This window comes from Micromonospora sp. NBC_00858, from assembly GCF_045207365.1.
Lineage (GTDB): Bacteria > Actinomycetota > Actinomycetes > Mycobacteriales > Micromonosporaceae > Micromonospora.
Genome location: NZ_CP108828.1, coordinates 3,079,975 through 3,105,312 on the forward strand (window position 1 = coordinate 3,079,975; position 25,338 = coordinate 3,105,312).

The 25,338-nt window shown below is 69.1% G+C and carries 21 protein-coding genes; 9 read left to right on the plus strand and 12 right to left on the minus strand.

What is annotated here, in order from left to right; translation table 11 throughout:
- Position 1 precedes the first annotated feature (1 nt).
- The 3 genes from OG990_RS14420 to OG990_RS14430 all read right to left on the minus strand — a co-directional run bounded on the left by OG990_RS14420 (position 2) and on the right by OG990_RS14430 (position 6,518).
- Positions 2 to 1,528 (minus strand): OmpL47-type beta-barrel domain-containing protein, encoded by a 1,527-nt coding sequence (locus tag OG990_RS14420; RefSeq protein ID WP_406080900.1) that lies wholly within the window; start codon positions 1,526 to 1,528, stop codon positions 2 to 4.
- An 8-nt stretch (positions 1,529 to 1,536) separates the two neighbouring features.
- Positions 1,537 to 5,436 (minus strand): ThuA domain-containing protein, encoded by a 3,900-nt coding sequence (locus OG990_RS14425; protein WP_406080901.1) that lies wholly within the window; start codon positions 5,434 to 5,436, stop codon positions 1,537 to 1,539.
- Between the two features lie 77 nt (positions 5,437 to 5,513).
- A complete protein-coding gene (locus OG990_RS14430) occupies positions 5,514 to 6,518 on the minus strand; it encodes a multicopper oxidase domain-containing protein (protein WP_355602950.1) in 1,005 nt (334 codons plus the stop codon).
- A gap of 306 nt (positions 6,519 to 6,824) precedes the next feature.
- Here OG990_RS14430 and OG990_RS14435 point away from each other — a divergent pair, with 306 nt between their 5' ends.
- Complete coding sequence (locus OG990_RS14435) at positions 6,825 to 7,634, plus strand: GNAT family N-acetyltransferase (RefSeq protein WP_406080903.1); 810 nt, start codon at positions 6,825 to 6,827, stop codon at positions 7,632 to 7,634.
- Between the two features lie 7 nt (positions 7,635 to 7,641).
- Here OG990_RS14435 and OG990_RS14440 read toward each other — a convergent pair whose 3' ends face one another.
- The 3 genes from OG990_RS14440 to OG990_RS14450 all read right to left on the minus strand — a co-directional run bounded on the left by OG990_RS14440 (position 7,642) and on the right by OG990_RS14450 (position 10,179).
- Complete coding sequence (locus OG990_RS14440; protein WP_386992352.1) at positions 7,642 to 8,481, minus strand: amino acid ABC transporter ATP-binding protein; 840 nt, start codon at positions 8,479 to 8,481, stop codon at positions 7,642 to 7,644.
- A gap of 5 nt (positions 8,482 to 8,486) precedes the next feature.
- Positions 8,487 to 9,281 carry an amino acid ABC transporter permease gene (locus OG990_RS14445; RefSeq protein ID WP_328417759.1) on the minus strand — a complete coding sequence of 265 codons (795 nt, stop codon included), beginning with the start codon at positions 9,279 to 9,281 and terminating at the stop codon, positions 8,487 to 8,489.
- 79 nt (positions 9,282 to 9,360) lie between these two features.
- Positions 9,361 to 10,179 carry a basic amino acid ABC transporter substrate-binding protein gene (locus OG990_RS14450; RefSeq protein ID WP_328417761.1) on the minus strand — a complete coding sequence of 273 codons (819 nt, stop codon included), beginning with the start codon at positions 10,177 to 10,179 and terminating at the stop codon, positions 9,361 to 9,363.
- 519 nt (positions 10,180 to 10,698) lie between these two features.
- On the opposite strand from OG990_RS14450, the gene OG990_RS14455 reads away from it, so the two are divergent.
- Entirely contained in the window at positions 10,699 to 11,901 is a 1,203-nt protein-coding gene (locus OG990_RS14455; protein ID WP_406080905.1) for an erythromycin esterase family protein, read from the plus strand.
- A 108-nt stretch (positions 11,902 to 12,009) separates the two neighbouring features.
- Positions 12,010 to 12,807, plus strand: coding sequence for a formylglycine-generating enzyme family protein (locus OG990_RS14460; RefSeq protein ID WP_406080907.1), 798 nt, complete (start codon positions 12,010 to 12,012; stop codon positions 12,805 to 12,807).
- Here OG990_RS14460 and OG990_RS14465 read toward each other — a convergent pair.
- Complete coding sequence (locus OG990_RS14465; protein WP_406080908.1) at positions 12,767 to 13,159, minus strand: hypothetical protein; 393 nt, start codon at positions 13,157 to 13,159, stop codon at positions 12,767 to 12,769. The genes OG990_RS14460 and OG990_RS14465 overlap by 41 nt on opposite strands.
- A gap of 436 nt (positions 13,160 to 13,595) precedes the next feature.
- Here OG990_RS14465 and OG990_RS14470 point away from each other — a divergent pair, with 436 nt between their 5' ends.
- On the plus strand, positions 13,596 to 14,009 hold the full coding sequence (locus OG990_RS14470) for an SgcJ/EcaC family oxidoreductase (protein ID WP_328417769.1): 414 nt from the start codon (positions 13,596 to 13,598) through the stop codon (positions 14,007 to 14,009).
- 66 nt (positions 14,010 to 14,075) lie between these two features.
- Here the strand turns inward: OG990_RS14470 and OG990_RS14475 are convergent, their stop codons facing one another.
- Positions 14,076 to 14,636, minus strand: a complete 561-nt coding sequence (locus OG990_RS14475) for a TetR/AcrR family transcriptional regulator (protein WP_406080909.1) — start codon at positions 14,634 to 14,636, stop codon at positions 14,076 to 14,078.
- A gap of 62 nt (positions 14,637 to 14,698) precedes the next feature.
- On the opposite strand from OG990_RS14475, the gene OG990_RS14480 reads away from it, so the two are divergent.
- Positions 14,699 to 16,360: an FAD-binding protein gene (locus OG990_RS14480; RefSeq protein ID WP_406080911.1), complete on the plus strand. Its 1,662-nt coding sequence runs from the start codon at positions 14,699 to 14,701 to the stop codon at positions 16,358 to 16,360.
- 241 nt (positions 16,361 to 16,601) lie between these two features.
- On the opposite strand, the gene OG990_RS14485 is transcribed toward OG990_RS14480, so the two are convergent.
- From OG990_RS14485 to OG990_RS14495, 3 genes are all read right to left on the minus strand, one after another.
- A complete protein-coding gene (locus OG990_RS14485) occupies positions 16,602 to 16,865 on the minus strand; it encodes a hypothetical protein (RefSeq protein WP_406080912.1) in 264 nt (87 codons plus the stop codon).
- A gap of 373 nt (positions 16,866 to 17,238) precedes the next feature.
- Positions 17,239 to 17,592, minus strand: a complete 354-nt coding sequence (locus OG990_RS14490; protein WP_406080914.1) for a hypothetical protein — start codon at positions 17,590 to 17,592, stop codon at positions 17,239 to 17,241.
- A gap of 453 nt (positions 17,593 to 18,045) precedes the next feature.
- Entirely contained in the window at positions 18,046 to 18,705 is a 660-nt protein-coding gene (locus OG990_RS14495; protein WP_406080916.1) for a helix-turn-helix transcriptional regulator, read from the minus strand.
- Between the two features lie 267 nt (positions 18,706 to 18,972).
- On the opposite strand from OG990_RS14495, the gene folE reads away from it, so the two are divergent.
- On the plus strand, positions 18,973 to 19,569 hold the full coding sequence (gene folE / locus OG990_RS14500) for a GTP cyclohydrolase I FolE (protein WP_406080918.1): 597 nt from the start codon (positions 18,973 to 18,975) through the stop codon (positions 19,567 to 19,569).
- Between the two features lie 28 nt (positions 19,570 to 19,597).
- Complete coding sequence (locus OG990_RS14505) at positions 19,598 to 20,860, plus strand: NAD(P)/FAD-dependent oxidoreductase (protein ID WP_406080920.1); 1,263 nt, start codon at positions 19,598 to 19,600, stop codon at positions 20,858 to 20,860.
- Between the two features lie 60 nt (positions 20,861 to 20,920).
- Here the strand turns inward: OG990_RS14505 and OG990_RS14510 are convergent, their stop codons facing one another.
- Positions 20,921 to 22,279 (minus strand): hypothetical protein, encoded by a 1,359-nt coding sequence (locus OG990_RS14510; RefSeq protein WP_406080922.1) that lies wholly within the window; start codon positions 22,277 to 22,279, stop codon positions 20,921 to 20,923.
- Positions 22,280 to 22,643: 364 nt separating this feature from the next.
- Between OG990_RS14510 and OG990_RS14515 the strand changes: the two genes are divergently transcribed.
- Together OG990_RS14515 and OG990_RS14520 are read left to right on the plus strand one after the other, a co-directional pair.
- A complete protein-coding gene (locus tag OG990_RS14515; protein WP_406080923.1) occupies positions 22,644 to 23,690 on the plus strand; it encodes a LacI family DNA-binding transcriptional regulator in 1,047 nt (348 codons plus the stop codon).
- Positions 23,691 to 23,729: 39 nt separating this feature from the next.
- The gene (locus OG990_RS14520; protein ID WP_328417790.1) at positions 23,730 to 25,325 is read left to right on the plus strand and encodes an FAD-dependent oxidoreductase; all 1,596 of its coding nucleotides are present in this window, start codon (positions 23,730 to 23,732) and stop codon (positions 25,323 to 25,325) included.
- Positions 25,326 to 25,338 lie beyond the last annotated feature (13 nt).

The window sequence follows — 25,338 nt, forward strand, 5'->3', positions numbered from 1 at the left end:
CTCATGCGCCGATGTCCGATCGGGCCGCGGCCCGGACGATGGCGCCCTGCTGCCGACGGTTCAGCGTGCCGGCGGTCACCAGCGCGGTGGTGACCGTTTCGACATGCCGGACGAATTCGGCGTGCCCGGGGTAGTCGGCGTGTTCGGCGATCAGGTCGTTGATGGTGCAGCCGTCGCCGGTGTCGACGTTGGGCACCCCGGTGTCGTCGCCGTCGATGATCACCGTGCCTCGTGTGTCCGACTCGGGGCAGGTGTCGGTGTCGTCGGCCACGACGGTGAACGTCGCCGACTGCTCGGTGGACGTGTTCCCGGCGACGTCGGTTGCCCGGTACCGCAGGGTGTGGGCTCCGGCGGTCCGGACGGACACCGGGCCGGCGTACGGGGTCCAGGCGCCGGTGTCGAGCGCGTACTCGATCTTTGCCACACCCGAGTCGTCGTCAGTCGCCGTGACGGTCACGGTCGCACCGCCGACGTACCCGCCGTCGTCGTCCCGCTCGCCGGTCACCGTGGCGGAGACCACGGGTGGGGTGGTGTCCTCGGCCGGCGGGGGGACCACGGTGAAGTGGGACATCTGCTCGGCCGAGGTGTTCCCGGCGACGTCGGTCGCCCGGTAGTGCAGCATGTGCATCCCAACCTCGTCGACCACGATCGGTTGGGCGTACGGGGTGAAGGCGGCCCCGTCCAGCGAGTACTCGATGGTGGCGACGCCGGACTGCGTGTCGGTGGCGGCCAGCGTGGCGGTGGCCGTACCGATGTAGTTGCCGTCGCCGTCCTGAGCTCCGGCCAGGGCGGCCGTCACCACCGGTGGGGTGGTGTCCTCCTCCCCCGGCTCGACGATCCGGAACGACACCGAGCCGACCGGACTGAGGTTGCCGGCCTGGTCGGTGGCGCGGAACTGCACCGAGTGGTCGCCGATCGCGGTGACCTGCACCGGCTGCGTGTAAGGCAGGAAGCTGGTGTCGTCGACCTGGTACTCGACGGTTTCCACGCCCGATCCGGCGTCGGTGGCCGTGACGGTCACCGTTGCCACACCGACGTAGTTGCCGTCCCCGTCGCGGTCGCCCGAAACGGCGGCCGTCACCGCCGGCGGGGTGGTGTCGCCTCCGCCGCCGTCGGTGACCACCAGTTCGCCGACCATCTGGCTGTGGCCGGGGATCGAGCAGAAGTAGCGGTAGCGGCCCGGGGTCAGGGTCACGGTCGCCTGGTGCCGTCCGTTGTTCACGTCGAACGGGTTGGCCAGGATGTTCAGCGTGACGTCGTGGTTGTAGCCGTCGGTGGTGGTGTCGAAGGTCAGCGTGTGCGGCATCCCGGTGGTGTTACCGGTGGCCGTGCTGTTCTCCCAGATGATCGTGGTTTCGCCGGCAACCGCCTGGGCGGGTGCGGACTTGTAGCGGGTGATGTCGTCGTCGGCGGTCCAGGTCAGCACCTGGGCGGCGGCGCGCGGGGCGGCTGCGGAGGCGGGCGTCCCGGCCAGTGGGAGGACGGTGAGCAGGAGCGCCGACAGCGCGGCCGTCAGTCGTCGGGTCATGGTTTCTCCTAGAGTTCCCGCGCGCGGATGTTGCGGAACTCGATCAGGTCGTTGTCGCCGTGGTTCTGCAGCCCGATGAAGCCGCTGAGGAACTGCCGCAGATCGGTCGGCGGGTCGCCGGCACGGGAGGACTGCTTGCCCGGTGTGTTGTCGAACTCGTTGATCACCACACCGTTGCGGATCATCGTGTAGTGCTGCCCGGCCACGCGGATCTCGTAGTCGTTCCACTGGTCCTTCGGGGTGACGCCGGCCTGGGCCAGCGGCACCGGGTCGAAGTTGTAGACCGAGCCGGTCTTCTGCGGCTCGCCGGTCTCACCGTCGTAGATCTGGATCTCGTGTCCGCAGTAGATCGCCACCCACGCCGGTGAGGTCCGGGCAGACCCGACCGTGCCGCAGCTGCCCGGCGGACGCTGGTCCAGCGGGATCCGCGGGTCCGGGAATCGGGTGAAGACGCCGCTGTTGGCCCGGCCGGTGCCTGGCGCGATGTCGCGGAACTGCAACTTCAGCGAGAAGTCGCCGAACTCCTTGGTGTGCCAGAGCATGCCCAGGCCACCGCTGGACCGCAGCGAGCCGTCCGGCTGGATGCCGAACGATCCGGACGGCGCCTGCTGCCAACCGAGCAGCGACTCGGCGGTGCCGTTGAAGAGCGGCTCGTACCCGGTGTGTCCATCGCGGCCGATCTCGGACGCGGCGGCCAGCCGGGTCAGCGTGCCGGATTCGCGGGCGCTGAGCAGACCGTCGTCCTGCAACGCGCGGGTCACCGCGGTCACGTGCCGGACGAAGCTGTTGTGGTCGGCCCAGGTGCTCTCGTCGTCGATCAGGTCGTTGATGGTGCAGCCCTGCCCGACCGTACGGCTGGGCACCCCGGTGTCCGTGTCGCCGAGCCACACGGTGTCCCGGTTGTCCGGCACCGCGCAGCCCACCGTGACCGTGGTCTGCACCGTCGCCGTCTCGCCGTCGGCGTACGTGACGGTCAGCTTCGCGGCGTAGGTGCCGACCCGGGCGTACGTGTGCCGAGGGTTCGCCTCGGTCGACGTGGCGCCGTCGCCGAACTCCCACCGGTAGCTGACGCCGCCGGAGCGAGAGCCGTTGAAGGCGATGGTCAGCGGCTTGTTCTGCACGGCTACCGACGTCGCGGCCGGCGCCGGGGTGGGTGCGCCTCCGGTGTAGGTGATCCGGATCAGCTTCTGGTTGGGGTGCAGGCTGAAGAAGCCGCCTCCGTAGTCCAGCAGGTAGAGCGCGCCGTCCGGGCCGAACTTGGCGTCCATCCAGCTCTGCAGCCGGGCGTCGCCGTTGCCGCTGGGGATGATGGCCCGCAGCGACTCGGCGAACACCGGCGGGGCGGCAGTCGGCACGCCGGCTGGGTCGACGGTGACCGCGACCCGGTTGGACGCGTTCGACTGGTCGCCGATGAACCACCTCTCGTCCCAGTACTCCGGCCAGGCCACGCCGCTGTTCGTGTCGACGAGGTCACGGTGGTAGGTCGGACCGGACATGATGGCCTGGCCGCCGCCGCGCAGGTACGGCTGGGTGTAGGTGGCGTCGGCCGCGACGTAGGTCGGGAGGCCGCTGCCGTCCGTCCGCTCCGGGAACACGGGTCCGCCGCCGTCCGGGGAGTACCAGATCATGTTGTCCCGGGCCGGCGGGATGTTCACCAGGCCGGTGTTGCGCGGCGACTCGTTCTTCAGGTCGTCGCAGTCGTACCAGCCGGTGAGCACGGTCGCGTCGGTGGTGCTGCGGTCCCGGTACGGCTGCCGGTTGCCCATGCAGTACGGCCAGCCATGGTTGCCGGCCGAGGTGATGATGGTGGCGGTCTCGTACTTGGCCGGGCCCAGCGTCGGGCTCGGCGACGAGGCGTCCGGGCCAACCCAGCCAGCGGTCAGCCACTGGTGCTCCGGGTCGACCTGGAGGCGGGCGATGTTGCGCACGCCCATCACGTAGATCTCCGGTCGGGTCTTCTCGGTGCCCGGCGGGAACAGGTTGCCCTCCGGGATGGTGTACGTGCCGTCCGGCTCCGGGTGAATCCGGATGATCTTGCCGGCCAGGTCGTTCGTGTTGCCCGAGGTGCGGCGGGCGTCCTGGAACGAGATCCCCTGGTACTCCTGGGTCCAGTTGTTGCCGGAGTAGCCCTGCGATCCCTCGGAGGAGTTGTTGTCGCCGGAGCCCACGTAGAGGTTGCCCTTGGCGTCGAACGCCATGCCGCCGCCGGCGTGGCAGCAGCTGTGGATCTGCACCGGGAACTGGAGCAGATCCTTGCGGGTGGCCTGGTCGATGGTCTGGGTCGCACGGTCGTAGGTGAATCGGGAGACGGTGCGCTGCCCGACCCGCTTCACCCGGTCAACCGAGTCGTGCGGCATCCAGTAGACGTAGAGCCAGCCGTTCTGGGCGAACGCAGGGTCGGGCACGATGCCGAGCAGGCCCTCCTCGTTCTTCACGAGTTCGGAGCCGCTGCCCCGGTTGCCCATCACCTCAAGGGTGGTGAGCAGCTTGGCCTGGTTGGTGCGCGGGTCCCACGAGTGGATGGTGCCGCAGCCCAGGCCGACGTTCGGGTTGTTCCAGTCCACGATCGGGCCGCTCGGGCAGGCCGCCTTGCCGACGTAGAACACGGTGTTGTCCGGTGCGACGGTGAGCCCGTGCGGCTCGCCGATCTGGTCCAGTTGCCCGGTCTGGTTGGCCGCGGTGAGCCGTTCCACCTTGTAGTTCGCGGCGATCGTCGCCTGGCAGTCACCGCGCTGAAGGCCGGTGGTCCACTTGAGCGCCCCAGCCAGGTGCGTACGGAACGCCGCCTCGCCGTAGCTGCCCTCGGTGTGGCCCATGCCGGTGTAGAACGACCGGCCGCCGTCGTAGTCCCGACACCAGGACACCGGGTGGAACGGCCCGTTGGCGCCCGGTCCCGCGTTGTAGTGGCGCTCCTCGACCTGGGCGACGGTGTGCACCGTGCCGATCGGGTTCGGGTCCCAGTTGTCCCAGCGATCCGACCGGGTGAGCGTCATCGGCAGCGAGGCCGTAGCCGGGTGTTTCCGGTCCAGGATGTCGACGACCGCCTGGTTCACCGCGGGCGGCTCTGGTGCGGTGGTGCTGCCGGTGAACAGGCGCAGGTCGGCGAGCTGGGTCAGCGGCTCGCCGCTGTTCGCGGTGATGTTCAGCCGGAAGTGCTTGAACTCCTGCGGCGTGGCGATGTCGAACCGGCGGGTCTGGAACCGGTCCGGGAAACTCTGGCCGGTGCGCCGGTCCAGATCGGTCCAGCTCTGGCCGTCCGCGGAGCCCTGCAGGGTCCAGTCCTTCGGGTCGCGGCCGGAGGAGTCGTTGGCCGAGGTCAACGCGTAGCCGGTGATCCGCTTGGGCGCGCTCAGCTCGTACCCCACCCAGGCCGTCGGGGTGCGGACGAGCCACTTGGTGTTGGCGTCGCCGTCGGTCAGCTTTTCCTTGGTCTCGTTCGGCGGGTTCTCGCCGCTGGCGGTCACCCGGGCGACCGGCTCGGCCACCGGGATGGCGCCCGCCGGGCGGGTGCCGATCAGGCCGGTGAACCAGGCCGAGTCGACCTGCGCGCGGGCGGCGTCGGCGATGCCGACGAAACCGCCGCCGGCCTTCATGTAGCTCTGCAGCGCCGCTTCCTGGTCACGGTTGAGCGCGGCGCCGGTCGCGGAGAGGAAAACCACGCTGCGGTACGCCGAGAGCCCGGCCGTGGTGAAGACGGCGGGGTTCGTGGTAGCCGTGACATCGATGTCATGGTCTGCGCCAAGATCCCGGATTGCCTCCGCAGCACGGGAAACCGGGTCCTGCTGCTCCGCCACCGGCCCGTGGAAAACGAGGACCGCTGTCTTGTTCTCCTGCGCCGCCTTCGATGCGGCTACCGCCTTCGGTGCGGCTACCGCCCCCGGTGCGGCTGCCGCCGCCGTTGCCGGCATCAGCGTTGCGATGGCCGCTACCGCGGCGAGTGCTCGTCGTACTGTTCTTGTCATCCCCGTCCCCACTTTCGGTTCAGTCAGCTTCCGTGTGTGTGGGTGTGGCCTTGGAACCGATGGATGGCCTCTTCGGCGCCCGGCGGCATGCTGCCGTCGGCGTTGCGCACCAGGAAGATCCCGGCCATGCCACCGTCGGAGTGGAACTGCACGTGGCAGTGGTACATCCACGCCCCGGGTCCGACGCCCTCGCCTGCCAGCACCTGAAAGCCGAACGAGCTGCCCGGATTGAGGTCCTTGTTGTCGATCACCAGGCTCGGGTCGCTCGGGCCCTCGAGCATTCCGGTGCGGTTGTCCGCCCAGCGGTGGGCGTGCAGGTGGAAGGTGTGGAAGGTGCCGCCGTGGCCGATGGCGATCCACTCCACCCGCTGACCCAGGTTCGCCTCGAACATCGGGGTGTCCGGGGCCATCCGGTTGTTGATCATCATGTCGTTGAACACGACCGTGTACTGCTTCTCCGGCAGGATGTCGCCGCGACGCCGGACGATCAGCGCCCCGTACAGTCCCTTGGCGACACCGCCGGTGCCGTGGTCGGTGCCCATGGCGTGGTCGTGGTAGTGCCAGTAGCCGGCGCTGCCCGGCATGAACCGCCGGCCTGAGGCGAGGAACATCTCCCGCGAGCGCCACACGTACGTCCGGGTCTCACCGGGATTGTTGAACGAGGCGTTGAGCGGGCTGCCGTCCGAGTCGGTGCTGTAGTCCACCCCGTGTGGATGGATGGACAGCCGCTGGTTGGTGGTGTTGACCAGGGTGATCTCCAGGGTGTCACCCTCGTACATCTCCAGCAGCGGCCCCGGCACCGTGGCCTGGCCGGGCGCCAGGCCGTACCCGAACAGCCCTCCGGGCAACTGCTCGGCGTAGATGGTGACCTTTTTCGTGACACCGGCCGCGGCCCGGGCTGGGCTGCCTCGGAACGCGGCGTCGATCGCGGGGGCGGACGCGCCCAGTGCTCCGGCGGCGAGGGCTCCGGTGGCGATCAGGGATCTGCGGGACAGGTGGCGGTGGGAGCCGACGGAATTGTCGTCCATGGGTCTCCGTTCACCGGGCGAAGCCGTGACGAGGGCACGGTGCAGCGACCGCCGAGCATGAAGGGCGGCAGCACGACTGCGTGGACCTCGTCGCGGACTTTGCTCGGAAGACTCAGAACTTTCGATGGATAACAGCAACTTATGTAATCCATCGACGAAAGTACAGGCCTGATTGCAAGAAGGTTACCTTGACATCACGACGACGCTCGATTGACCATGAATGCCCCGCACGCCAATCCGCCACGCTCAGTGACCCCAGCGGCAGCCAAGGGCTCGGGTTCGGGCCGGTGTCGAGGAGACGGTCGCATGTCGACAGTTGTCGCCGTTGACCCCCCTGGCCTCGTCCGAGGCTTGCAGGAGCGGTCGGCCCGGGCCCTTCCCGCGATGGTCCTCGACCACCTCGACGGCTGGTGGTTGCGGTACGGAGACAGCGGAGCGTGGTGGGCCAGCTCGGTGCTGCCGCACAGCGACGCCGTGCCGGCGGACCTGTCGGGCACGATCCGATCCGTTGAGGAGTTCTACGCCGGCCACGGGACGTGCACCCGATTCCAGATCAGCCCGGGGGCCTGCCCGGTCGGCCTCGACGACGCGCTGGCCGAGCGCGGTTACCGCGCCGACAGCACGATGTCGCTGCAGTCGGCCCCGACCGCGCAGGTCATCGACCGGCTACCCGGGGATGGGCTGCGAGTCCGCCTGGACGATCAACCGACCGCCGCGTGGTTCGACGCCTGGCTGGCGGTGCACGCCAGCGGGGGCGACCCCGGCCGTGAGTGGGACATGCTCCGCCGGGTACGCCAGCGCAGCGGGTACGCCTCGGTGCTGACCGAGGCCGGTGTCGTCGCGGCCGGCCGTGCGGTCATCGAAACCGGCTGGGCGGGCGTGTTCGGGATGGCCACGCTCCCGGCCGCCCGCGGCAGAGGCGCTGCCAGGACCATCCTCGCCGCCCTCGCCCGCTGGGCCGCCGACCACGGCACCGAGCACCTGTACCTCCAGGTCCAACCCGACAACACCGCCGCGCGGCGGCTGTACGACGGGGCGGGTTTCACCGAGCTGTGCCGGTACCACTACCGCATCGGCGGACAGCGTCGGGGCAGCCCGGCGGACAGACGTACGTGAGCGGTTGTCAGAGGTTGTGGCGGTCGTCCGCCGGCAGGCGAGGCGGCTCCGGTGGCTCGGGAGCCTGGTCGGGCTGACCGAGCTGCGCGACATGGGTCGGGTCGAGGACCCGGGAGAGGAACGAGCGGGTCCGCTCGTGCCGCGGCGCGCCGAGTACCTCCTGCGGCGGCCCCTGCTCGACCACCACGCCGCCGTCCATGAACACGACCCGGTCGGCGACGTCCCGGGCGAACGCCATCTCGTGGGTGACCACCATCATCGTCATGCCGTCCTCGGCAAGCTTGCGCATGACGGTGAGCACGTCGCCGACCAACTCCGGATCGAGCGCGGAGGTCGGCTCGTCGAAGAGCATCAGCTTGGGCTCCATCGACAGCGACCGGGCGATCGCCGCCCGCTGCTGCTGCCCCCCGGACAACTGTGCGGGGAACACGTCGGCCTTGTCGGTCAGACCGACGCGCTCCAGGTTGTCCCGCGCGATCCGCTCGGCCTCAGCGCGGCCACGCCGCAGCACCCGGCGCTGGGCGATGGTGAGGTTGTTCAGCACGGTCAGGTGCGGGAACAGGTTGAACGACTGGAAGACCATGCCGATGCCGCGGCGCACCGCGTCGATCTCGACATCCGGGTCGGTCATCTCGACCCCGTTCACCCAGATCTTGCCGGCGGTCGGCTCCTCCAGAAGGTCGACGCACCGCAGCAGCGTCGACTTGCCGGACCCGGACGGCCCGATGACACAGACCACCTCGCCCTGACCGACCTCGAAGTCGATGCCCTTGAGCACTTCGAGCGGCCCGAAGGACTTGTGCAGGTCGCGGATCTCGACGGCGGGGCGGGGCTGTGTGGTCGTCATGCGGGTCACCGAGCCTTGGCGTATCGGAGTTCGAGGCGTCGTACCACCTGGGACAGGGGCAGGGTGATGATCAGGTAGGCGAGGCCGGCCACCAGCAGCGGGGTGACGTTCACCCGGTCGTTCAGCATGTCCCGACCGAACTTGGTGACCTCGATGGTCTGCGCCGTCACGCCCAGCACGTACGCCAACGACGAATCCTTGGTGAGCAGGATGAGCTCGTTGGTCAGCGGCGGGATCACGATCCGGAACGCCTGCGGGATGACGATCGTGCGCATGGCGGTGAAGTGCGACATGCCGAGGGTGCGCGCCGCCTCCATCTGTCCCTTCGGCACGGCCTGGATGCCGGCCCGGATGGTCTCGGCCATGTATGCCGCAGCGGTCAACCCGAGACCGATCGCGATCGAACCGAAGACGCCGCCGGGGATCTCCCGCTCCGGGAAGGCGATGGGAATGCCGTACCCGACGAGGAAGAGCACCAGCAGCGCGGGCAGACCCCGGAACAGCTCGATGTACGCCGTGGCCACCCAGCGGTACGGAGCCACCCGGGACAGCCGCATCAGCGCGAGGATGGTGCCGAACACGAGACCGAAGGCGAACGCACCCAGCGTGTAGAGGACCGTGTTGCGCAGCGCGACGGTGATGATCGTCGGGAACATCGACTGGATGATGTCGACGCGGAAGAACGCGTCTTTCAGCCTGCCCCAGTCGGCGGCGAAGACCACCGTGGCGATGATGGCGATGAAGGCCAGGTACTGGAGCCAGAGGGACAGCCGCTCTCGCTGGCGGCGTCGCAGCTTCACGTTCTTCGCTCCTTGCCTTCCCGGAGGTTGCGTACGAGGAGGGCGCGCGAGCCGCGCGCCCTCCTGCCGTCAGCTTCGATCACGCGCTCGGCTGCTTGCCGATCCACTTCTCGTAGATCGTGTTGTACGAGCCGTCCTGCTTGGCCTTGGCCAGCACCTCGTTGATCTTCTTGAGCAGCTCCGGGTTGCTGTCCTTCTTCACCGAGAACCCGTACTGCTCGCCGGTGTCGAACTCGGCGGCCACCTCGAACCCGCCCGGGTTCTTCTTGAGGTACTCGGTCCAGACCGGCAGGTCGTTGATGGCGGCCTCGACCTGGCCGTTGGAGACGGCCTGCTGCAGGGCGGCGAGGTCTTCGAACTCGACGAGCTGCAGGCCCTTCTCCTGCTCGAACTTCCGGGCGTAGTCACGGCCCGTGGTGGCCGCCTGGACGCCGAGCTTCTTGCCCTTGAGGTCGTCGAGCGCCTTGTACGGCTTGCCCGTCTTGATCAGCATCGCCTGGGTCGCATCGAAGTACGGGTCGGAGAAGTTCATCACCTTCTGCCGTTCCTCAGTGATCGTCATGCCGGCAGCGGCCGCGTCACACTTGCCGGTGTTCAGATCCTGGCCGGACTTGATCCCCTCGAACGGCGTGTCGATGATCGTCTGCTCGACGCCCAGCTCCTTGGCGACCAGATCCATCAGCTCGACGTCGAACCCGGTGACCTTGCCGCTGGCGTCCTTGGACTGGAACGGCGGGTACGGCAGGTGGGTGCAGACCGTCAGCTTGCCGGCCTCGACCAGCTTGACTCCGCTCGCCTGGACCTCGCTGTCATCCTTCTTGGCACATCCCGCGCTCACCGCCAGGGCGGCAATCGCCACGACGAGGCCGGCACTGCGGACTGCGCTCTGGAACCTCACGGCTGTGTCCCTCCGGTTCGGCTTCCCTCGTGATGGGCAGCCAGGTTGGTGCAAAGACTGTGTGACAGGCGACGGTACCTGATCCGACGAGCCGTACCCAGATCACGCCGGGGCGTTGTGGCGAAGCAGCAATATCACGCTCAGTGAACCCGACACCTGACCAGCAACCGGACCGCGTGCGGCACCAACGGGCCCGGATCCAGGCGGCGACCCCCTCCTCCCGCCGCGCGGCAGTTGAGTAGCTGACCGGCCGCGAACAAGTAGGGATCCTCGCCGGCCGACGCGGCACGACGCCAGCAGGTGGGAGACGATCAATCGGAATCACCTCACGAGCCGCCGCTACCTGGGTCGGGCGATCAGATCCGACCATCGTCCGTGCCGAAGGCGAGACGGCCGCGTCAGTAAGCCGCGCTGCGGGCACGCAGAGCGTCTGGCCTTCGCTTTGAAGGTTTCGCCGAGCCCTCCTGCTGAAATCGACGAAAAGTTTGCGCCGTTGGTTCAACGATAACGTTCAGGGGTATGACTGCTGGTATCACCGACGCCGCCCACGCCGTCGACGCTGTGACCGTCATGGGGTTGCTCCCGGCCAGGCCGCGGCTGCTCGCCCTGGGCGAGCCCACCCATGGCGAGGACGTTCTGCTCGACGTGCGAAACGATCTCTTCCGGCAACTCGTCGAGCAGGAGGGCTACCGGACGATCGCCATCGAGAGCGACTGCGTGATGGGCCTGGTCGTGGACGACTACGTCACCTCGGGCACCGGCACCCTCGACGAGGTCATGGAGCGCGGCTTCAGCCACGGGTTCGGCGCGTCCGCGGCCAACCGCGAGCTGGTGCGTTGGATGCGCGCGTACAACGACGGCCGGCCCCCGTCACAGCAGCTCCGCTTCGCCGGTTTCGACGGCCCGCTGGAGATCACCGGCGCCGCGAGCCCTCGGCAGGCACTCACCGCACTCCACGCCTACCTCACCGCCTGGGTCGACGCCGACCTGCTTCCCCGCACCGCGGAAACGCTCGACCGCCTGCTCGGCGCCGACGACCGGTGGACCAATCCCGCCGCGATGATGGACCCGTCCCAGTCCGTGGGGCAGACGCCCGAGGCCAACGAGCTGCGTCTGCTCGCCGATGACCTGGTGGCCCTACTCGACGCGCAGACACCACACCTGATCGCGGCGTCCACTTGGGACGACTGGGACCGGGCACGCCTGTACGGGCGTACCGCCACCGGGCTGCTGCGCTACCACTTCTGGATGGCCGACACGTTACCGGGCCGGATGGCGAGGCTGCTGGGCTCGCGGGCTTCGATGATGGCCGCCAACCTGCTCGCTTTCGCCGAACGGCACCCGACCCTGGTGTACGCCCACAACGGCCACCTTCAGCGGGACAGGAGCACGATGCGGATGGGCGACCTGCCGCTGGAGTGGTGGAGCGCTGGCGCGATCGTCAGCGCCCACCAGGGCGAGGGGTACGCCTTCCTGGCCACGGCCCTCGGCACGATCCGCCACCAGGGGGTTGACGCCCCGCCCCCGGACACCGTCGAGGGACTGCTGTACGCGCTCCCGCAGCAGCGTTGCCTGGTCGACACCCGCCGGCTGGCAGCCGCCCTCGCCGACACCACGCCCGCCCCCCGCGTGTCGCCCTGGTACGGCTACTCCCCGCTGGACCCGGCCCACCTGGCCAACACCGACGGGATCGTGTTCGTCAAGGACACCCGGCGGACCTAGGCCCCCAGGCGTTCAGCAACAACTGAGAGGTCGGCCGACGGGCCCGTTCGCAAGCTGCGGGGCCGTCAGAAAGGGCGACCGGCGAGCGGGCTGCTAGCGTTCGGCGCGATGTGGACCGAGGAGATCGTGGCCGGGCGCCCGGCATGGCGGCACACCCCGTCGGGCGTGGTGTTCCGAAAGGTTCCGGGCGGCTCGTTCCGGATGGGCTTGTCCGACGAGGAGTTGGACGCGGTACGCGCCATCGAGCGCAGCGGCGGTGTCGAGGACACCGTCGAGCCGTTCCTCGCCGGCGCCGAGGACGCACAGCCGGTACGCGAGGTGCGGGTCGAGCCGTTCCTGATCGCCCGGCATCCGCTGACGGTGGCGCAGGTCCGGCACTGGCTGCCCGAGTATGAGGACGACTACGCCGAGACGGACACCGGCACGGCCCGGCTCGAAGACGACCTGGAGGACCTGCTCAAGCTGTTGCCGTTCCGGGTGCCCAGCGAGGCGCAGTGGGAATACGCGGCCCGGGCCGGCACCACCACGCTGACCTTCCGCGGTGACGGGAAACCCGGCGAGGACCAACTGCTCGACGACTTCGGCGACGAGGCGCGGACCGCTGCCGGCGAGAACGCGTTCGGGCTGGCGGCGATGGGGTCGGCGAACGAGCTCTGCGCCGATGTGTGGATCCCCGGGTTCGCGGGCGCGCCAGCAGACGCGCGTGCACGGACCGGAGACGGGCCCCGGACCGTACGCGGTGGAGCCGCCGACCTATACCCGTGGCAGGACTGCGACGAGTGGCTGCTGCTGCTCTCCGCCACCCGGTACGAGCACGCCCAGTTCACGGCAGTTCGCCCGGTCGCGCCACTGCCACCCCGCCAGGTCACGCAGGGGCGCCCGAGCCGATCCACTGCGCCTGTGTGAGCAGACCTCCGAACTGCAACCGGTAGGAGATCGCTGACTTGGTCGCCGCGTCCAGGGACTCTGGCAGCTGATCGAACGACGCGGGCCAGATATCCAACAGCGAAAAGACCTCCTGACCGTCGCGGACCCGCAGGAGCAGCATGCAACGCCAGTGGGGTGAGAACTCTGGCCGCCGACCGGCGTCGTGCACCATCGCCGGCCGTAGGTAGTGAACGGTGGACAGATCCGCGTTCGCGGCAAGCCATCCGGCTCCGTGGTGGCAGTTGAATCCGTGATCGCGCGCCTCGTCGTCCAAGCGCATCAGTTCGGCGGCGTCGATCGCCTTGACGGTGCGCGGAACGCTCGATGACATCGGGTCAGTGTTCCACGTACCGACCACTTGCCAGAGATCAATTCGACATCGATGTCCTGGTCGACTGGGCCAGCGGGCCGGTGGGGTCCAGGCTCATACGATCCACCGCCAAGTGGCCGGGGCGGTTGCTTGACCCCGCGCGGCGGCCCGCACGCTTTGCCGGCGGCAGAAGTGCACGCCCGGTTTTTGCATCACCAGGGACCCTGGCCGAGCGCGATCTCCGGCCGCGGCAACCAGGCGCTCGCCATCGCCGGCAGGTTCGTCACCCGCTGCCTCGCGGTCACCCTCGCCGCAACCAACACCCTGCGAGACCGGCGATAACGAAAGCGGGGTCACCGCCATCACCGGCAGCGGCTCATGCAACCGCGCCACAGTGGACCTGCTCACACGCTGAAGCCGTAGACCTCGACCCAGCTTGATGTCTTAGCGTGCGGACATGACCGCAGCACAGATCAACGAACCGACACGCGAAGCCGACATTGAAGCGATCAAGCAGGTGGTAGCCGCTGTCGAACATTCCCAGAACAACGAGCTCCCTGATGAGTTCGTCGACCTGTTCCGGGCCGACGCGATCTGGACAACGGGCCACGGCAGGCGGCTGTTCGGCCGCGAAGCGATCTCCGTATTCACCCGTCAGGTGCTGCCCGGCGCGATGCGAGACACCAGCGTGACGTTCGACATCGAACACGTGCTGTTCATTCGCCCCGACGTCGTGGCCGTCAAGGTCCGGCAGGTGTATCAGACGCCCGACGGTCAGGAGGTCGGCACTCCGATGTTCGTCATGGCGAAGGAAGAGGGGCAATGGCGTCTCACCGCATGCCAGAACACCAGCGTGCTCAACGACGAGTGACCCGGACCAAGCCGGCCCCCAGGAGAGCGGGCCGCCGCCCGGCCCGCCACGTCAGCAGACCTTCACTCACGTGCTCTGTCGACGGAGCAGATACGAGGCGCGGTCCACGGCCTGCCCGACTTCGGCCGGATCCACCGCGGTGACGATGACGCCGTAGACCATCCGATGTGCGAGCAGTATGTCGTCCACGGTGGCGCGGTGGTCGACCAGCCCGGCCGCCTGCGCGCGCGGGAGGGTGTCTTGAATCAGGGACTGCAGACGTGTGCCGCCGGTGTACTCCGGCACGTTGCGCCGGGCGTCCACCGCCATCTCCACGAACGCGGCGGACTCCACGGTCATTTGGATCAAGCGGTCCCAGAGCCGGCCGAACGCGCCCGCGTCCGGCTCGGCGGCGATCGCCTCCAGCTGCGCGAAGTTCTCCTCGAACACCGCGAACGCCAGATCGAGCCGGGTCGGGAAGTGCCGGTACAGCACACCCTGCCCGACCTCGGCGTCCTTGGCGATCGCGCTGAGCGGCACGTGATAGCCGCGCGCGGTGAACAACCGGCGCGCCGATCGGAGGATGGCCAGCCGATTTTGCGAGGCCGCAGCCGGACCACGATTGACGCGACCGCTGGTGGAGGGCATGCTGCACTATAACAACCGGACAGGATTGTCCGGTTGGTTGCATGCCTCGGGAAGGACCAGCCATGACCGACACCACCGCGCAGTCCGCCGGCACGTTCGACCACACCTACGACGTCGTCGTGGTCGGCAGCGGCGGGGCCGGATTCGCCACCGCGCTGGGCGCGATCGACGCGGGGCTGAGCGTCCTGATGATCGAGTCAAGCGACAAGTGGGGCGGAAGCACAGCGATGTCCGGCGGCGGGATGTGGTTGCCGAACAACCCCCTGATGCGGCGCGCCGGCGTCGGCGACTCTCGCGAGGAGGCGCTCACCTACCTCGAGGCCACGGTCGGTGACACCGGGCGCTCCACCTTCCGTGAGCGCAAGGAAGCCTTCGTCGACGGCATCGAGGACTTCGTCCTCACCGCAGAGAAGTACGGCATGACCTTCGCCCGCTCCACCGACTACCCCGACTACTACCCGGAGCTGCCCGGCGGGAAGATCGGCCGGGCGATCGAGGTGAAGCCGCTCAACTCGAAGGTCATCGGCGCATGGTGGAAGACCATCAGCGCGCCCGCCGGGATGCCGATCAAGACCGACGACGTGTGGCTGCTCGGCCGCGCCTGGTCCACTCCCGCCGGGTTCATCCGCGGCGCCCAGTTCGTGTTCCGTGCGCTCGGCGGCGTCGTCCGCGGCCAGCGCCTGGTCGGCATCGGCGCCGGACTGTCCAGCGCGTTCCTGCAGGCGGTGGTGCTCAAGCATCAGGTGCCGCTGTGGCTCAACGCCCCGCTGGAGGAACTGCTGATCAGCGACGGCAGGGTCACCGGCGTGCGCACCACCCGCGATGGAAAGCCGGTGACGGTGCGTGCCACGCGGGGCGTCATGCTGGCCGGCGGCGGGTTCGATCACAACACCGAGTGGCGGCGCAAGTACCACGGCATCGACGGCTTCCCGTCCGGCAACCCGGCCAACCTGGGCCGCCCCACCGAGCTGGCGCAGCAGGCCGGCGCGGCGGTCGAGCTGATGGACGACGCCTGGTGGGGTGCCTCCGTCGCCGCCACCCCCGGCCACGACCCGTCCTTCATCGTCGGCGAGCGCTCGCTGCCGTACTCGATCATCGTGGACGCCCGGGGCGACCGTTTCGCCAACGAGTCGGAGTCCTACGTCGACCTGGGCCACCACATGCTCGAACACGACAAGGACGGCGCGTACTGGATGATCGCCGACGTCCGCCACGCGCGCCGCTACCTGCGGACCTTCGCGCTGGACCCGAAGAACAACAAGGCGATGCGCGAGGCCGGGATCATGGCCAAGGGCAGCACCCTCGCCGAACTGGCGGGCCGGATCGGCATCGACCCAACGCGGCTGCAAGCAACCGTCGATCGGTTCAACGGCTTCGCCCGCTCTGGCGTCGACGGGGACTTCGGTCGCGGAAACTCGGCGTACGACCGCTACTACGGCGACCCGACCGTGCACCCCAACGCCTGCCTCGGTCCGCTCGAGAAGGGTCCGTTCACCGCCTTCAAGGTCGTCATCGGTGACCTCGGCACCAAGGGCGGAGTGCTCACCGACGCCAACGGCCGTGCGCTGCGCGAGGACGGCACGGTGATCGACGGCCTGTACTCGGCGGGCAACAACTCCGCCTCGGTGATGGGCAGCACCTATCCCGGCCCGGGATCCACGATCGGGCCCGCCGTGGTGTTCGGGATGCGCGCCGCCCGGCACATGGCTCGCTCCGACGTATAAAAGGACCGCCGCAGACAGGTGGGCGCTGATCCAGACGTAGGTGTTGCGTGGTCGCCGAGCAACCGGACGACCGCCCAGCGCCCACCCGCCTGCGGCACATCACCACGCGCTCGGCTGGGGCCTGGCGCTGGTCCACCGCCTGGTCCTCGTGCCGCAGCACTTCCGCCGGTGATCCCTCAACGCTCTCCTCACGACAACCGTTGCGCTGCGTCCCGAATGCTCCACGATCCCGCGCAAGGAGTCAGGGGCAGGTCAGATCCTGCCCGGCGACCAGGCTGTCTGCCCGGTGGTAGAGCTCCTCGGCGATGGTGTCCCAGTCCGGGCCAAAGGCGCGGAGGTCACTGGCCGCCACTCGCAACAGCTCAACATCCTCCGGCCGTTGAAGGCACGCCAGCCGGAACGCAAGGTTCCGCGCCCAGACCGGGAGACCCATCCAGTCCTCTTCGAGCATTACCTTCAGCATCGCCACGATCTCGTCGGCTGATGCGAAGGTAATGACCTCCACGTAGGCACTAGCGACCCTGTCGTGGTGCCGCCCAGCGAGCAACCGGGCCAACTCAAGCAGCGGCATGCACTCCGGCGCAGTGGGCGGGGCGGCAGCGGTCTCCCTGGCCGTCCCATGAAAAGCCTATCGAGCACGGCGCGAAGCCAACCGAGGGTCCTCACGGCCCAGAAGCTAGTCCACTCCCAGCTTTGAGCCCCAATCCAGAGCCGGCGCAGCTGACTGTCGGGACGCCGAATTCGAACCGACGACCCCTTGACCCCAGGCAACCATCATGACGCCCCAACCCGCGTCGACTGCCGACTTCGCTGGGCCGACTCGTCCACCGCTGTCCACCGGCGTCCAGTCTGGTGCTCTCCGATTGTCGCCCAGCTAGTCACTCAGGCAGGGCGGAATCGCCCTCCACCTTGCCCAGAGCCACGGCTCCATCCCCGGATCGGATCATCTCTTCCAGGGCTTCCGCCATCGTCGCGATGCCGGGTCTTGGAATGATGACGAGGTCCGAGCACCAGAAGTACCGGCCGCCGCCAGCCTCGCCAGTTTCAGCCCACCTTCTCAGGACGCGACCGATCGCATCCGGTGTCATCAAGGTGGCGTAGCGATGGGTGCCGTCAGCGAGGTAGACGTGGGCATCGATGTTGTCGGCCATCGCCGGATCGTCGTCTTGTCCAAGCATGAACTGGACCCGCGCGCCCTGGACCACGCATTCCCACCCTGTCAACTGACCCACCGCAACATCATCGCAGCCCCGGAGGGCCAGTTTGGAAGGTGCCCATCGGCAATACTCGGCGCATGTCTCTCCAGGAGATGCGCCTCGCGCTCTACCTCCTCTTAGCGCTGCTTTTCAACGGCTTAACGATCGCGGCTTTTGTCCTAGAGGGTGGTTGGGGGGCGGCGTTCCTACCCTTGATGGGCGCCATCTTCGCAATACAGCTTGGACGCACCCTGCCGCGGAGAGATATGGGACGCCCTGAAATATCGCGACACTCGCACGGCTAACGCAGAGTAAGTCAACGCTAGGTGGGGCAATCCGTGCCAGACCCGGAACCCGCCGGGTCGTCGTCTACGCCGGCACGCACTCCTTTGACAAGAGCGGCACCAACGACGTGCCCATCGACAGCAGCTCCGACTGCCGGTCGGTCGAGGTTCGCATCTCACCGTGACCGGTGCCTCCGAGGGCCAGCTAGTGCTCCGGTAGGCCGTCCAACCGGACGCAGCAGGCCCCGGGACGCGGCGCGAGCCGGGGCAGCAGGTCGGTACGTCCCGCACCGTCGATCATGCCGGCGAGGAACGCGTGGTTGAGCCCGCACACCAGGGCGGTCTGCCGGGTGGCGAGGGCGTGGAACGGGCAGTTGCGCAGCAGCACATGGTCGCTGAGCGTTTCGGGTTCGAAGCCGAGTCCTGCGAGCGCGGGGATGAGGTCCTCACCGGCGTCGCGTACCCGTGCGCCGATGTCCCGGCCGCGTTGCCGGGCATGCCGCCGCGCCGCCTCGGGGGCGTCGTGCGGGTCGTCGGCGACCGCGTCGGCGAGGATCTCGGCGATGAGCTCGTAGCGTCGCTCGGGAACGGTGATCGCCACGCCGTCGCCAGCGGCCTCGTAGACCTTCGGCGTCCGGCCGCGGCCCCGGGGCTGGTCGGCCGGCGTCTGGTAGTGGGCCCGCAGTAGGCCGGACTCGACGAGCTTGTCGAGGTGGAACGCGGCGAGGTTGCGGGACATGCCGTGCGCCTCGGCCGCCTCCTCCCGGGTGACGGGGTGATCGGCCCGGCACACGTAGTCGTACAGCGCCCGTCGGGACCGGTCGACGAGCGCTGCCATCGCGCTCCAGCGCTCCCCCGTGCTCACAGCCCCGAGATTATCACCAGCGAAGGCTATTGAAATTCCTGCCGTGCTGGGGCAGCATGATCGATAACACCAATGGGCGTTGGTGGAAATCCTCTGGGGGTTCCCGTGCGGCTCATCGGCGGCGAACTGGCCTACCGGTACGGCGTCCGCGTCGCCGACGCGACCAACCAGGCGCAGGGCTACAACAGCACAGACAGGGAGAACTCCTGATGGATATCGCCGCATTCGTCACCTGGCTCGCGGCCGTCGGCGCGGGAGGTCGCTGAGGTGAGTGCCACCGCCCTCCGGGTGCAGCACCAGCGTCCCCGCCGCGACCCGGCCGCCGCCGAACGGGCGGCGGCGGAGTTCCTGGCCGCGCTCGGCGTCGACCTCTCCGCCGACGGGCTCGCCGACACCCCGGGCCGGATGGCCCGCGCCTACGCCGAGCTGCTTACCCCGCGCGAGTTCCAGCTGACCACCTTCGACAACGACGAAGGCTACGACGAGCTGGTGCTGGCCCGGGCCATCCCGATCCGGTCGGTCTGCGAACATCACCTGCTGCCGTTCGTCGGCGTCGCGCACGTCGGCTACCTGCCCGGCGAACGCATCCTGGGACTGTCCAAACTGGCCCGGGTGGTCGAACTGTTCGCCCACGGCCCGCAGCTCCAGGAACGCTTGACCAAACAGATCGCCGACTGGCTGACCAACCAACTGCGCCCGCGCGGGGTCGGCGTGGTCATCGAAGCCGAACACCTGTGCATGACGCTGCGCGGCGTCCGGGCCGTGGGCAGCAGCACCATCACCTCCACCCTGCTCGGCACCCTGCGCGACGACCACCGCTCGCGCGCCGAGTTCTTCACCCTGACCGGGGTCGGCGCCCGCTGATCGACGTACCTCGAAAGGAGCTGGACCGATGTCGAAGACCGGCACGTTCGTGATCGTGGGAGCCGGGCTCGCCGGCGCGCGAGCCGCGCAGACGCTGCGGGAGGAGGGCTTCGACGGCGGGATCGTCGTGATCGGCGACGAGCCAGAGCGGCCGTACGAGCGGCCCCCACTGTCCAAGGGTCTGCTGACCGGCGGTGCCGAACCCGACAGCGTGTACGTGCACGACGCCGGGTGGTACGCAGAGCATGACGTCGACCTGCGCACCGCCGCCCGCGCCGTCGCCGTCGACCGCTCCGACGGAATGGTCCAGTTCGCCGACGGCCAGCAGATCCGCTACGACAAGCTGCTGCTGGCCACCGGCGCTAGACCCCGCGACCTCGCGGCACCCGGCGTCCACCTGGACGGGGTGCTGCGGCTGCGCACCCTCGCCGACAGCCGTCGAATCGCCGCGGCGCTGGTCGACGGCGCGCACATCGTGATCGTCGGAGCGGGGTGGATCGGCCTGGAGGTCGCCGCCGCCGCCCGGCAGCGTGGCGCCACCGTCGACATCGTCGAAACGGCCGCGCTGCCGTTGCGCCGAGTGCTCGGCGACGAGATCGCCCGGGTGTTCGCCAACCTGCACCGGGACCACGGCGTCACCTTCCACTTCGACGCCGAGGTCCGCGAGATCCGCGGCACCGGTCGAGTCTCCTCGGTCCTGCTGGCCGACGGAACCGAGGTGCCCGCCGACGCCGTGGTGGTCGCCGTGGGCGTACGGCCGAACACTGAGCTGGCGACAACGGCGGGCCTCACCGTCGAGAACGGAATCGTCGTCGACGCGTCCCTGCGCACCGCCGACCCGGAGATCTACGCCGCCGGTGACGTCGCCATCGCCTACCATCCCGTGCTGCGTCGGCGCCTGCGCGTCGAGCACTGGGCCAACGCACTCCACGGCGGTGCCGCGGCGGCCCGCGCCATGCTGGGACAGCCCGTCAGCTACGACGACCTGCCCTACTTCTACACCGACCAGTACGACCTGGGAATGGAGTACGTCGGACACGCCCCGCCCGAGGCGTTCGACCGGGTCGTCGTCCGGGGCGACGTCGCCAAGCGCGAGTTCATCGCCTTCTGGACCGCTGGCGGGCAGGTGCTCGCCGGCATGAACGTCAACGTGTGGGACGTCGTCCCGTCGATTCGGCGGCTCGTCGCGGCAGGTCAGCCGGTCGACGTCGACCGACTGGCCGACCCCGCAGTGCCGCTCGACGAGCTGCAGCCGCCGCCGGTGTCGGCACCCGGGACTCAGACCGGGTAGCCGACGTCCCGCCTTGCGGAACCGGCCGACACCTACCGGTGCCGGCCGGTTCCGACGTGACTAGTTGCTGCCTTGGTCGTGTGGAACGGTGACGGTGACGGTGCAGCCAAGCGGCCGTCCGATCTCGTCGTGGCCGGCATACGTGAGGTGGTACACCCGGTCCCCACCGTTCCCGGCTCGTTCGGCCCGTAGCTTGCCACTCGTGTCCGGCGTGCCGATGGCGAAGCCACTGACGTCCGCGGCGTCACCCCCGGTCACGCCGGTCAGGGTGAACGCGTTCGGGCCGAGCACGCCGTCGTGCAGGCCCACGGTGACGTTGACGTCGACCAGCATGTGGTTCGGCGGCCACAGGACCGGTCGGTCCGCCGCACAATCGAGCTGCCGTACCGGCAACGGGTTTGCCAGGGTGGCGGTGGCGTGTCCGATGGTCGCGGTGAGCCGGCCGCCGGCTTCGTAGTACATGTGCGCGGTACGCCCATCGAAGTAGAACGTCGGCGCGGCCGAGCGGCCGAGGTCGGGCGCGGCGGACATCGAGTCGTGCACGATGCCGAGGTGGATCTCCTGGTCCAAGTCCTGCCCGACGTCCACCGCGTGCATGTTGCCGTCGGCGGCGTGGTAGATCACCAGGTTGCGGTCGTTCCAGCGCAGGAAGAACGGTCCCGAGGCGTTCGGGCCTTCGATGCCCTGCGGGGTCACGATCGGGTCGGGCTGCATGGCCCAGGTCCGCGCGTCGTTGGAAACCGCCCAGCGGATCCGCCGCGACACGGGCCCGGTCGGTCCGGGCAGTGCCGCGGTCGGGTTGTCCATGAAGACCATCAGGTACCGGGTGCCCAGGCGGGGCACGGACTGCTCGAACACTCGGGCGTAAGAGGTCTCGCCACCGGTCGTGTCGTTCCGGCTGATCGCCGTCCCGCCGTAGCTGAAGTGGATGCCGTCGTCGGAGGTTGCGTACCGGGTGATGGAGTTCTCGCCGTGGAAGTAGAGGAAGAGCTTGCCCTCGCCCTCGATCCACACCGCGTGCGGCGAGGAGATGTGGCTGACCGTCGCGTAGTACGGCAGCCAGGTGTTGCTGATCAGGGGGTTGGCGACGTACTCGGTCCACGGACCGTTGATCGAGTCGGAGTACGCGAGGGCGATCCCGCCGGGACGCTCGTGCGGCGCGTAGTACAGGTAGTAGGTGCCGAGCGGGTTGGGGAAGTAGTCGGCGGCCCGGATGACGCTCGGGAAGATGAACTCGTTCGTCGGGTTGTAGGCGAGGGTGCCCTTGTCGAACGCGGTGCCCTGGTAGGTGAACTGGGGGAAGTCGAGCTGGGGTTCGGCGGCTGCTGGCTGGGCGCCGGCCACGGCGGCGACGAGCAGGCCGGCACTGGCGGCCGCCAGGACAGCGCGTCGGGACGACGGGGCGGATGGTCTCGTCATGCGGCTTCCTCTTCGGTCGGTCGGATCGGCGGCGTAAGCGGCGAAGGGTGACGCTCAGTTAGTACACAGGGGACATCGATCGGCGGGTGCCCCCTGGCACCGCCGAGCTAATACGTATTAGCATCTATGTTTCTCGAATGTTGCGCGCTCGGCGGCGTTTCTGTCAAGAGGCGGTTCGACTCCCCGCCGATCCACCCGGGCCACACGCCAATCCGCCGGGGGCCCGACCGCTAATGCGCATTACTCCAGCGGATTTACCGCGCGGAAATCTTGCGGCCACCTCTTGACACACGCCGGTCCACCCGCCAGGCTCCTCCCCAACACCGAGCGCTAATACGCATTAGCCGCACAGGAAGGACCCGACGTGACCGCTCCCCCCCGACGCGTCACCCAGCGTGACGTCGCGCGGATGGCCGGTGTCAGTCAGGCGACGGTGTCGCTGGTGCTCAACAATCGGACCGACGCCGAGGTCCGCATCGCCGCGGAGACCCGGGACCGGGTGTTGCGGGTCATCGCCGAGACCGGGTACGCCGCCGACCCCGTGGCCCGCCGCCTCGCCTCGCGGTTCAACCGGATCATCGGCGTCTTCACGTACGAGCCCGCCTTCCCCAGCGGCAGTCGGGACTTCTTCCACCCGTTCCTGCTGGGTATCGAGGAGTACGCCGAGCGGGTCGGCTGCGACCTGCTGCTGCTCACCAGCGCACCGGTGGTGGACGGCCGGCGACGCATCTTCCACCAGGACAACCGGCTGCGTCTGGCCGACGGGTGCCTCCTGCTCGGGCGCGAGATCGACGGCGCGGAGCTGCACCGGCTCAACCGTGACGGATATCCGTACGTCGCCGTCGGGCGCCGCGACGACGCCGGCGGGCCGGTCCCCTACGTCGGCGCCGACTACGCCTCGGCGGTAGCCCAGCTCGTCGAGGGGGCGCTGCGGCGCGGTCACCGCCGCCTGACGTACGTGAGCATGGGCACCACCGCGGAATCCTCCGAAGACCGGCTCCGTGGCTTCCACGCCACCGCGACGACCGCGGAGAGCGCCGGGCAGATGTCAGCGCAGGCCGGGGAGGCCGACACGACCGTCGACACCCTGCTGGCCGACGGAACCACCGCCGTCTTCGTGGAGGACTTCGCCACGGCGGTCGCGCTGGAGTCGGCCGCCCGTCGGCGCGGCCTGACCGTGCCCGGCGACCTGTCGATCGTGACCCTCGGCGACCCGACGTCCCCGGTCCCCACCGACATCGCGTTCACCGGGTTCCGCATCCCCCGCGAGGAGATGGGCCGACAGTCGGTCGAGGTGTTGACCGGCGTCATCGATGGCAGCGCAGCCGGCCTCCAGCAACGACTTCTCGCCTGCGAACTCGTCGAGGGCATCACCCTCGGCACCCCTGATCGGGCGGTCGACCGACGCTGAGCGGTCAGCCGCGCAACTGGAAGGAAGCAAGTGGTAACCATGCGTACGGACGTCCTCGTCGTCGGGGGCGGACTGGGCGGCGTCGCCGCGGCGCTCGCCGCGGCCCGGTCCGGCCGATCCGTCATCCTGACCGAGGAGTTCGACTGGCTCGGCGGGCAACTCACCAGCCAGGCCGTCCCGCCGGACGAACACTCCTGGATCGAGCAGTTCGGCGCCACCGCCAGCTACCGGGCGCTGCGCAACGGCATCCGCGACTACTACCGTCGCCACTACCCGTTGACCGAACGGTCCCGGGCCTGGACCGACCTCAACCCCGGTGCGGGTTGGGTGAGCCGGCTCTGCCACGAGCCGCGGGTGGCCGTCGCCGTCCTCGAACAGATGCTCGCCCCGTACCTCGGTTCGGGCCGGCTGCGGGTGCTGCAGCCGTACCGGCCGGTCGCCGCGGAGACCGACGGGGACCGGGTGACCGGCGTGACGCTGGCACACCGCGACCGGGACGAGCGGATCGACGTGGTCGCGCCGTACGTCCTGGACGCCACCGAGACCGGCGAGTTGCTGCCGCTGACGGGCACCGAGTACGTCACCGGGTTCGAGTCGCAGGCGATGACCGGTGAGCCGAGCGCCCCGGCCGAGGCCCAGCCGATGAACATGCAGGCGGTGTCCGTCTGCTTCGCCCTCGACCACGTCGACGGCGACCACACCATCGACCGCCCCGCAGGGTACGACTTCTGGCGCGACTACAAGCCCGACTTCTGGGGTGACCGGCTGCTGTCCTGGAAGTCGCCACACCCCCGCACGCTGGAGATCGTCGAGCGCAGCTTCACCCCCAACCCGGACGACGACCCGCTGAGCGTCAACGCCGATCAACGCGTCAACCCCGGTGACGGCAACCTGTGGACGTTCCGGCGGATCGCTGCGCGGCGCAACTTCACCGAAGGCGCGTACGGCAGCGACATCACGCTGGTCAACTGGCCGATGATCGACTACTTCGAGGGTCCGGTCATCGACGTGCCGAACGCGTCGTGGCACCTGTCCAAGGCCCGCGAGCTGTCGTACTCGGTGCTGTACTGGCTGCAGACGGAGGCGCCCCGGCCGGACGGCGGCACCGGCTTCCCGGGACTGCGGCTGCGCGGCGACGTGACCGGCAGCTCGGACGGCCTGGCACAGGCCCCGTACATCCGCGAGTCCCGCCGGATTCAGGCCGAGTACACGGTGGCCGAGCAGGACCTGTCCCTGGCGGTCCGGGGCGACCACGGCGCGGTCAGCTACCCGGACGCGGTGGGCGTGGGCATGTACCGGATCGACCTGCACCCGTCGACCGGCGGCGACAACTACATCGACGTCGGTTCCTGCCCGTTCGAGATCCCGCTCGGCGCGCTGATCCCGCGGCGGATGGAGAACCTGCTGCCGGCTGGCAAGAACATCGGCACCACCCACGTCACCAACGGCAGCTACCGGCTGCACCCGGTCGAGTGGAACGTCGGCGAGGTCGCCGGCCTGCTCGCCGACTTCTGTCTGGCGCGGGGCGAGTCCCCGCGTGCGGTCCGCAACACCCCCCGTCTGCTGGCCGATTTCCAGGACCGCCTTACCGCTGCCGGCGTGGAACAGCGCTGGCCGCGGATCGCGGGCTACTGAACACACACACCCC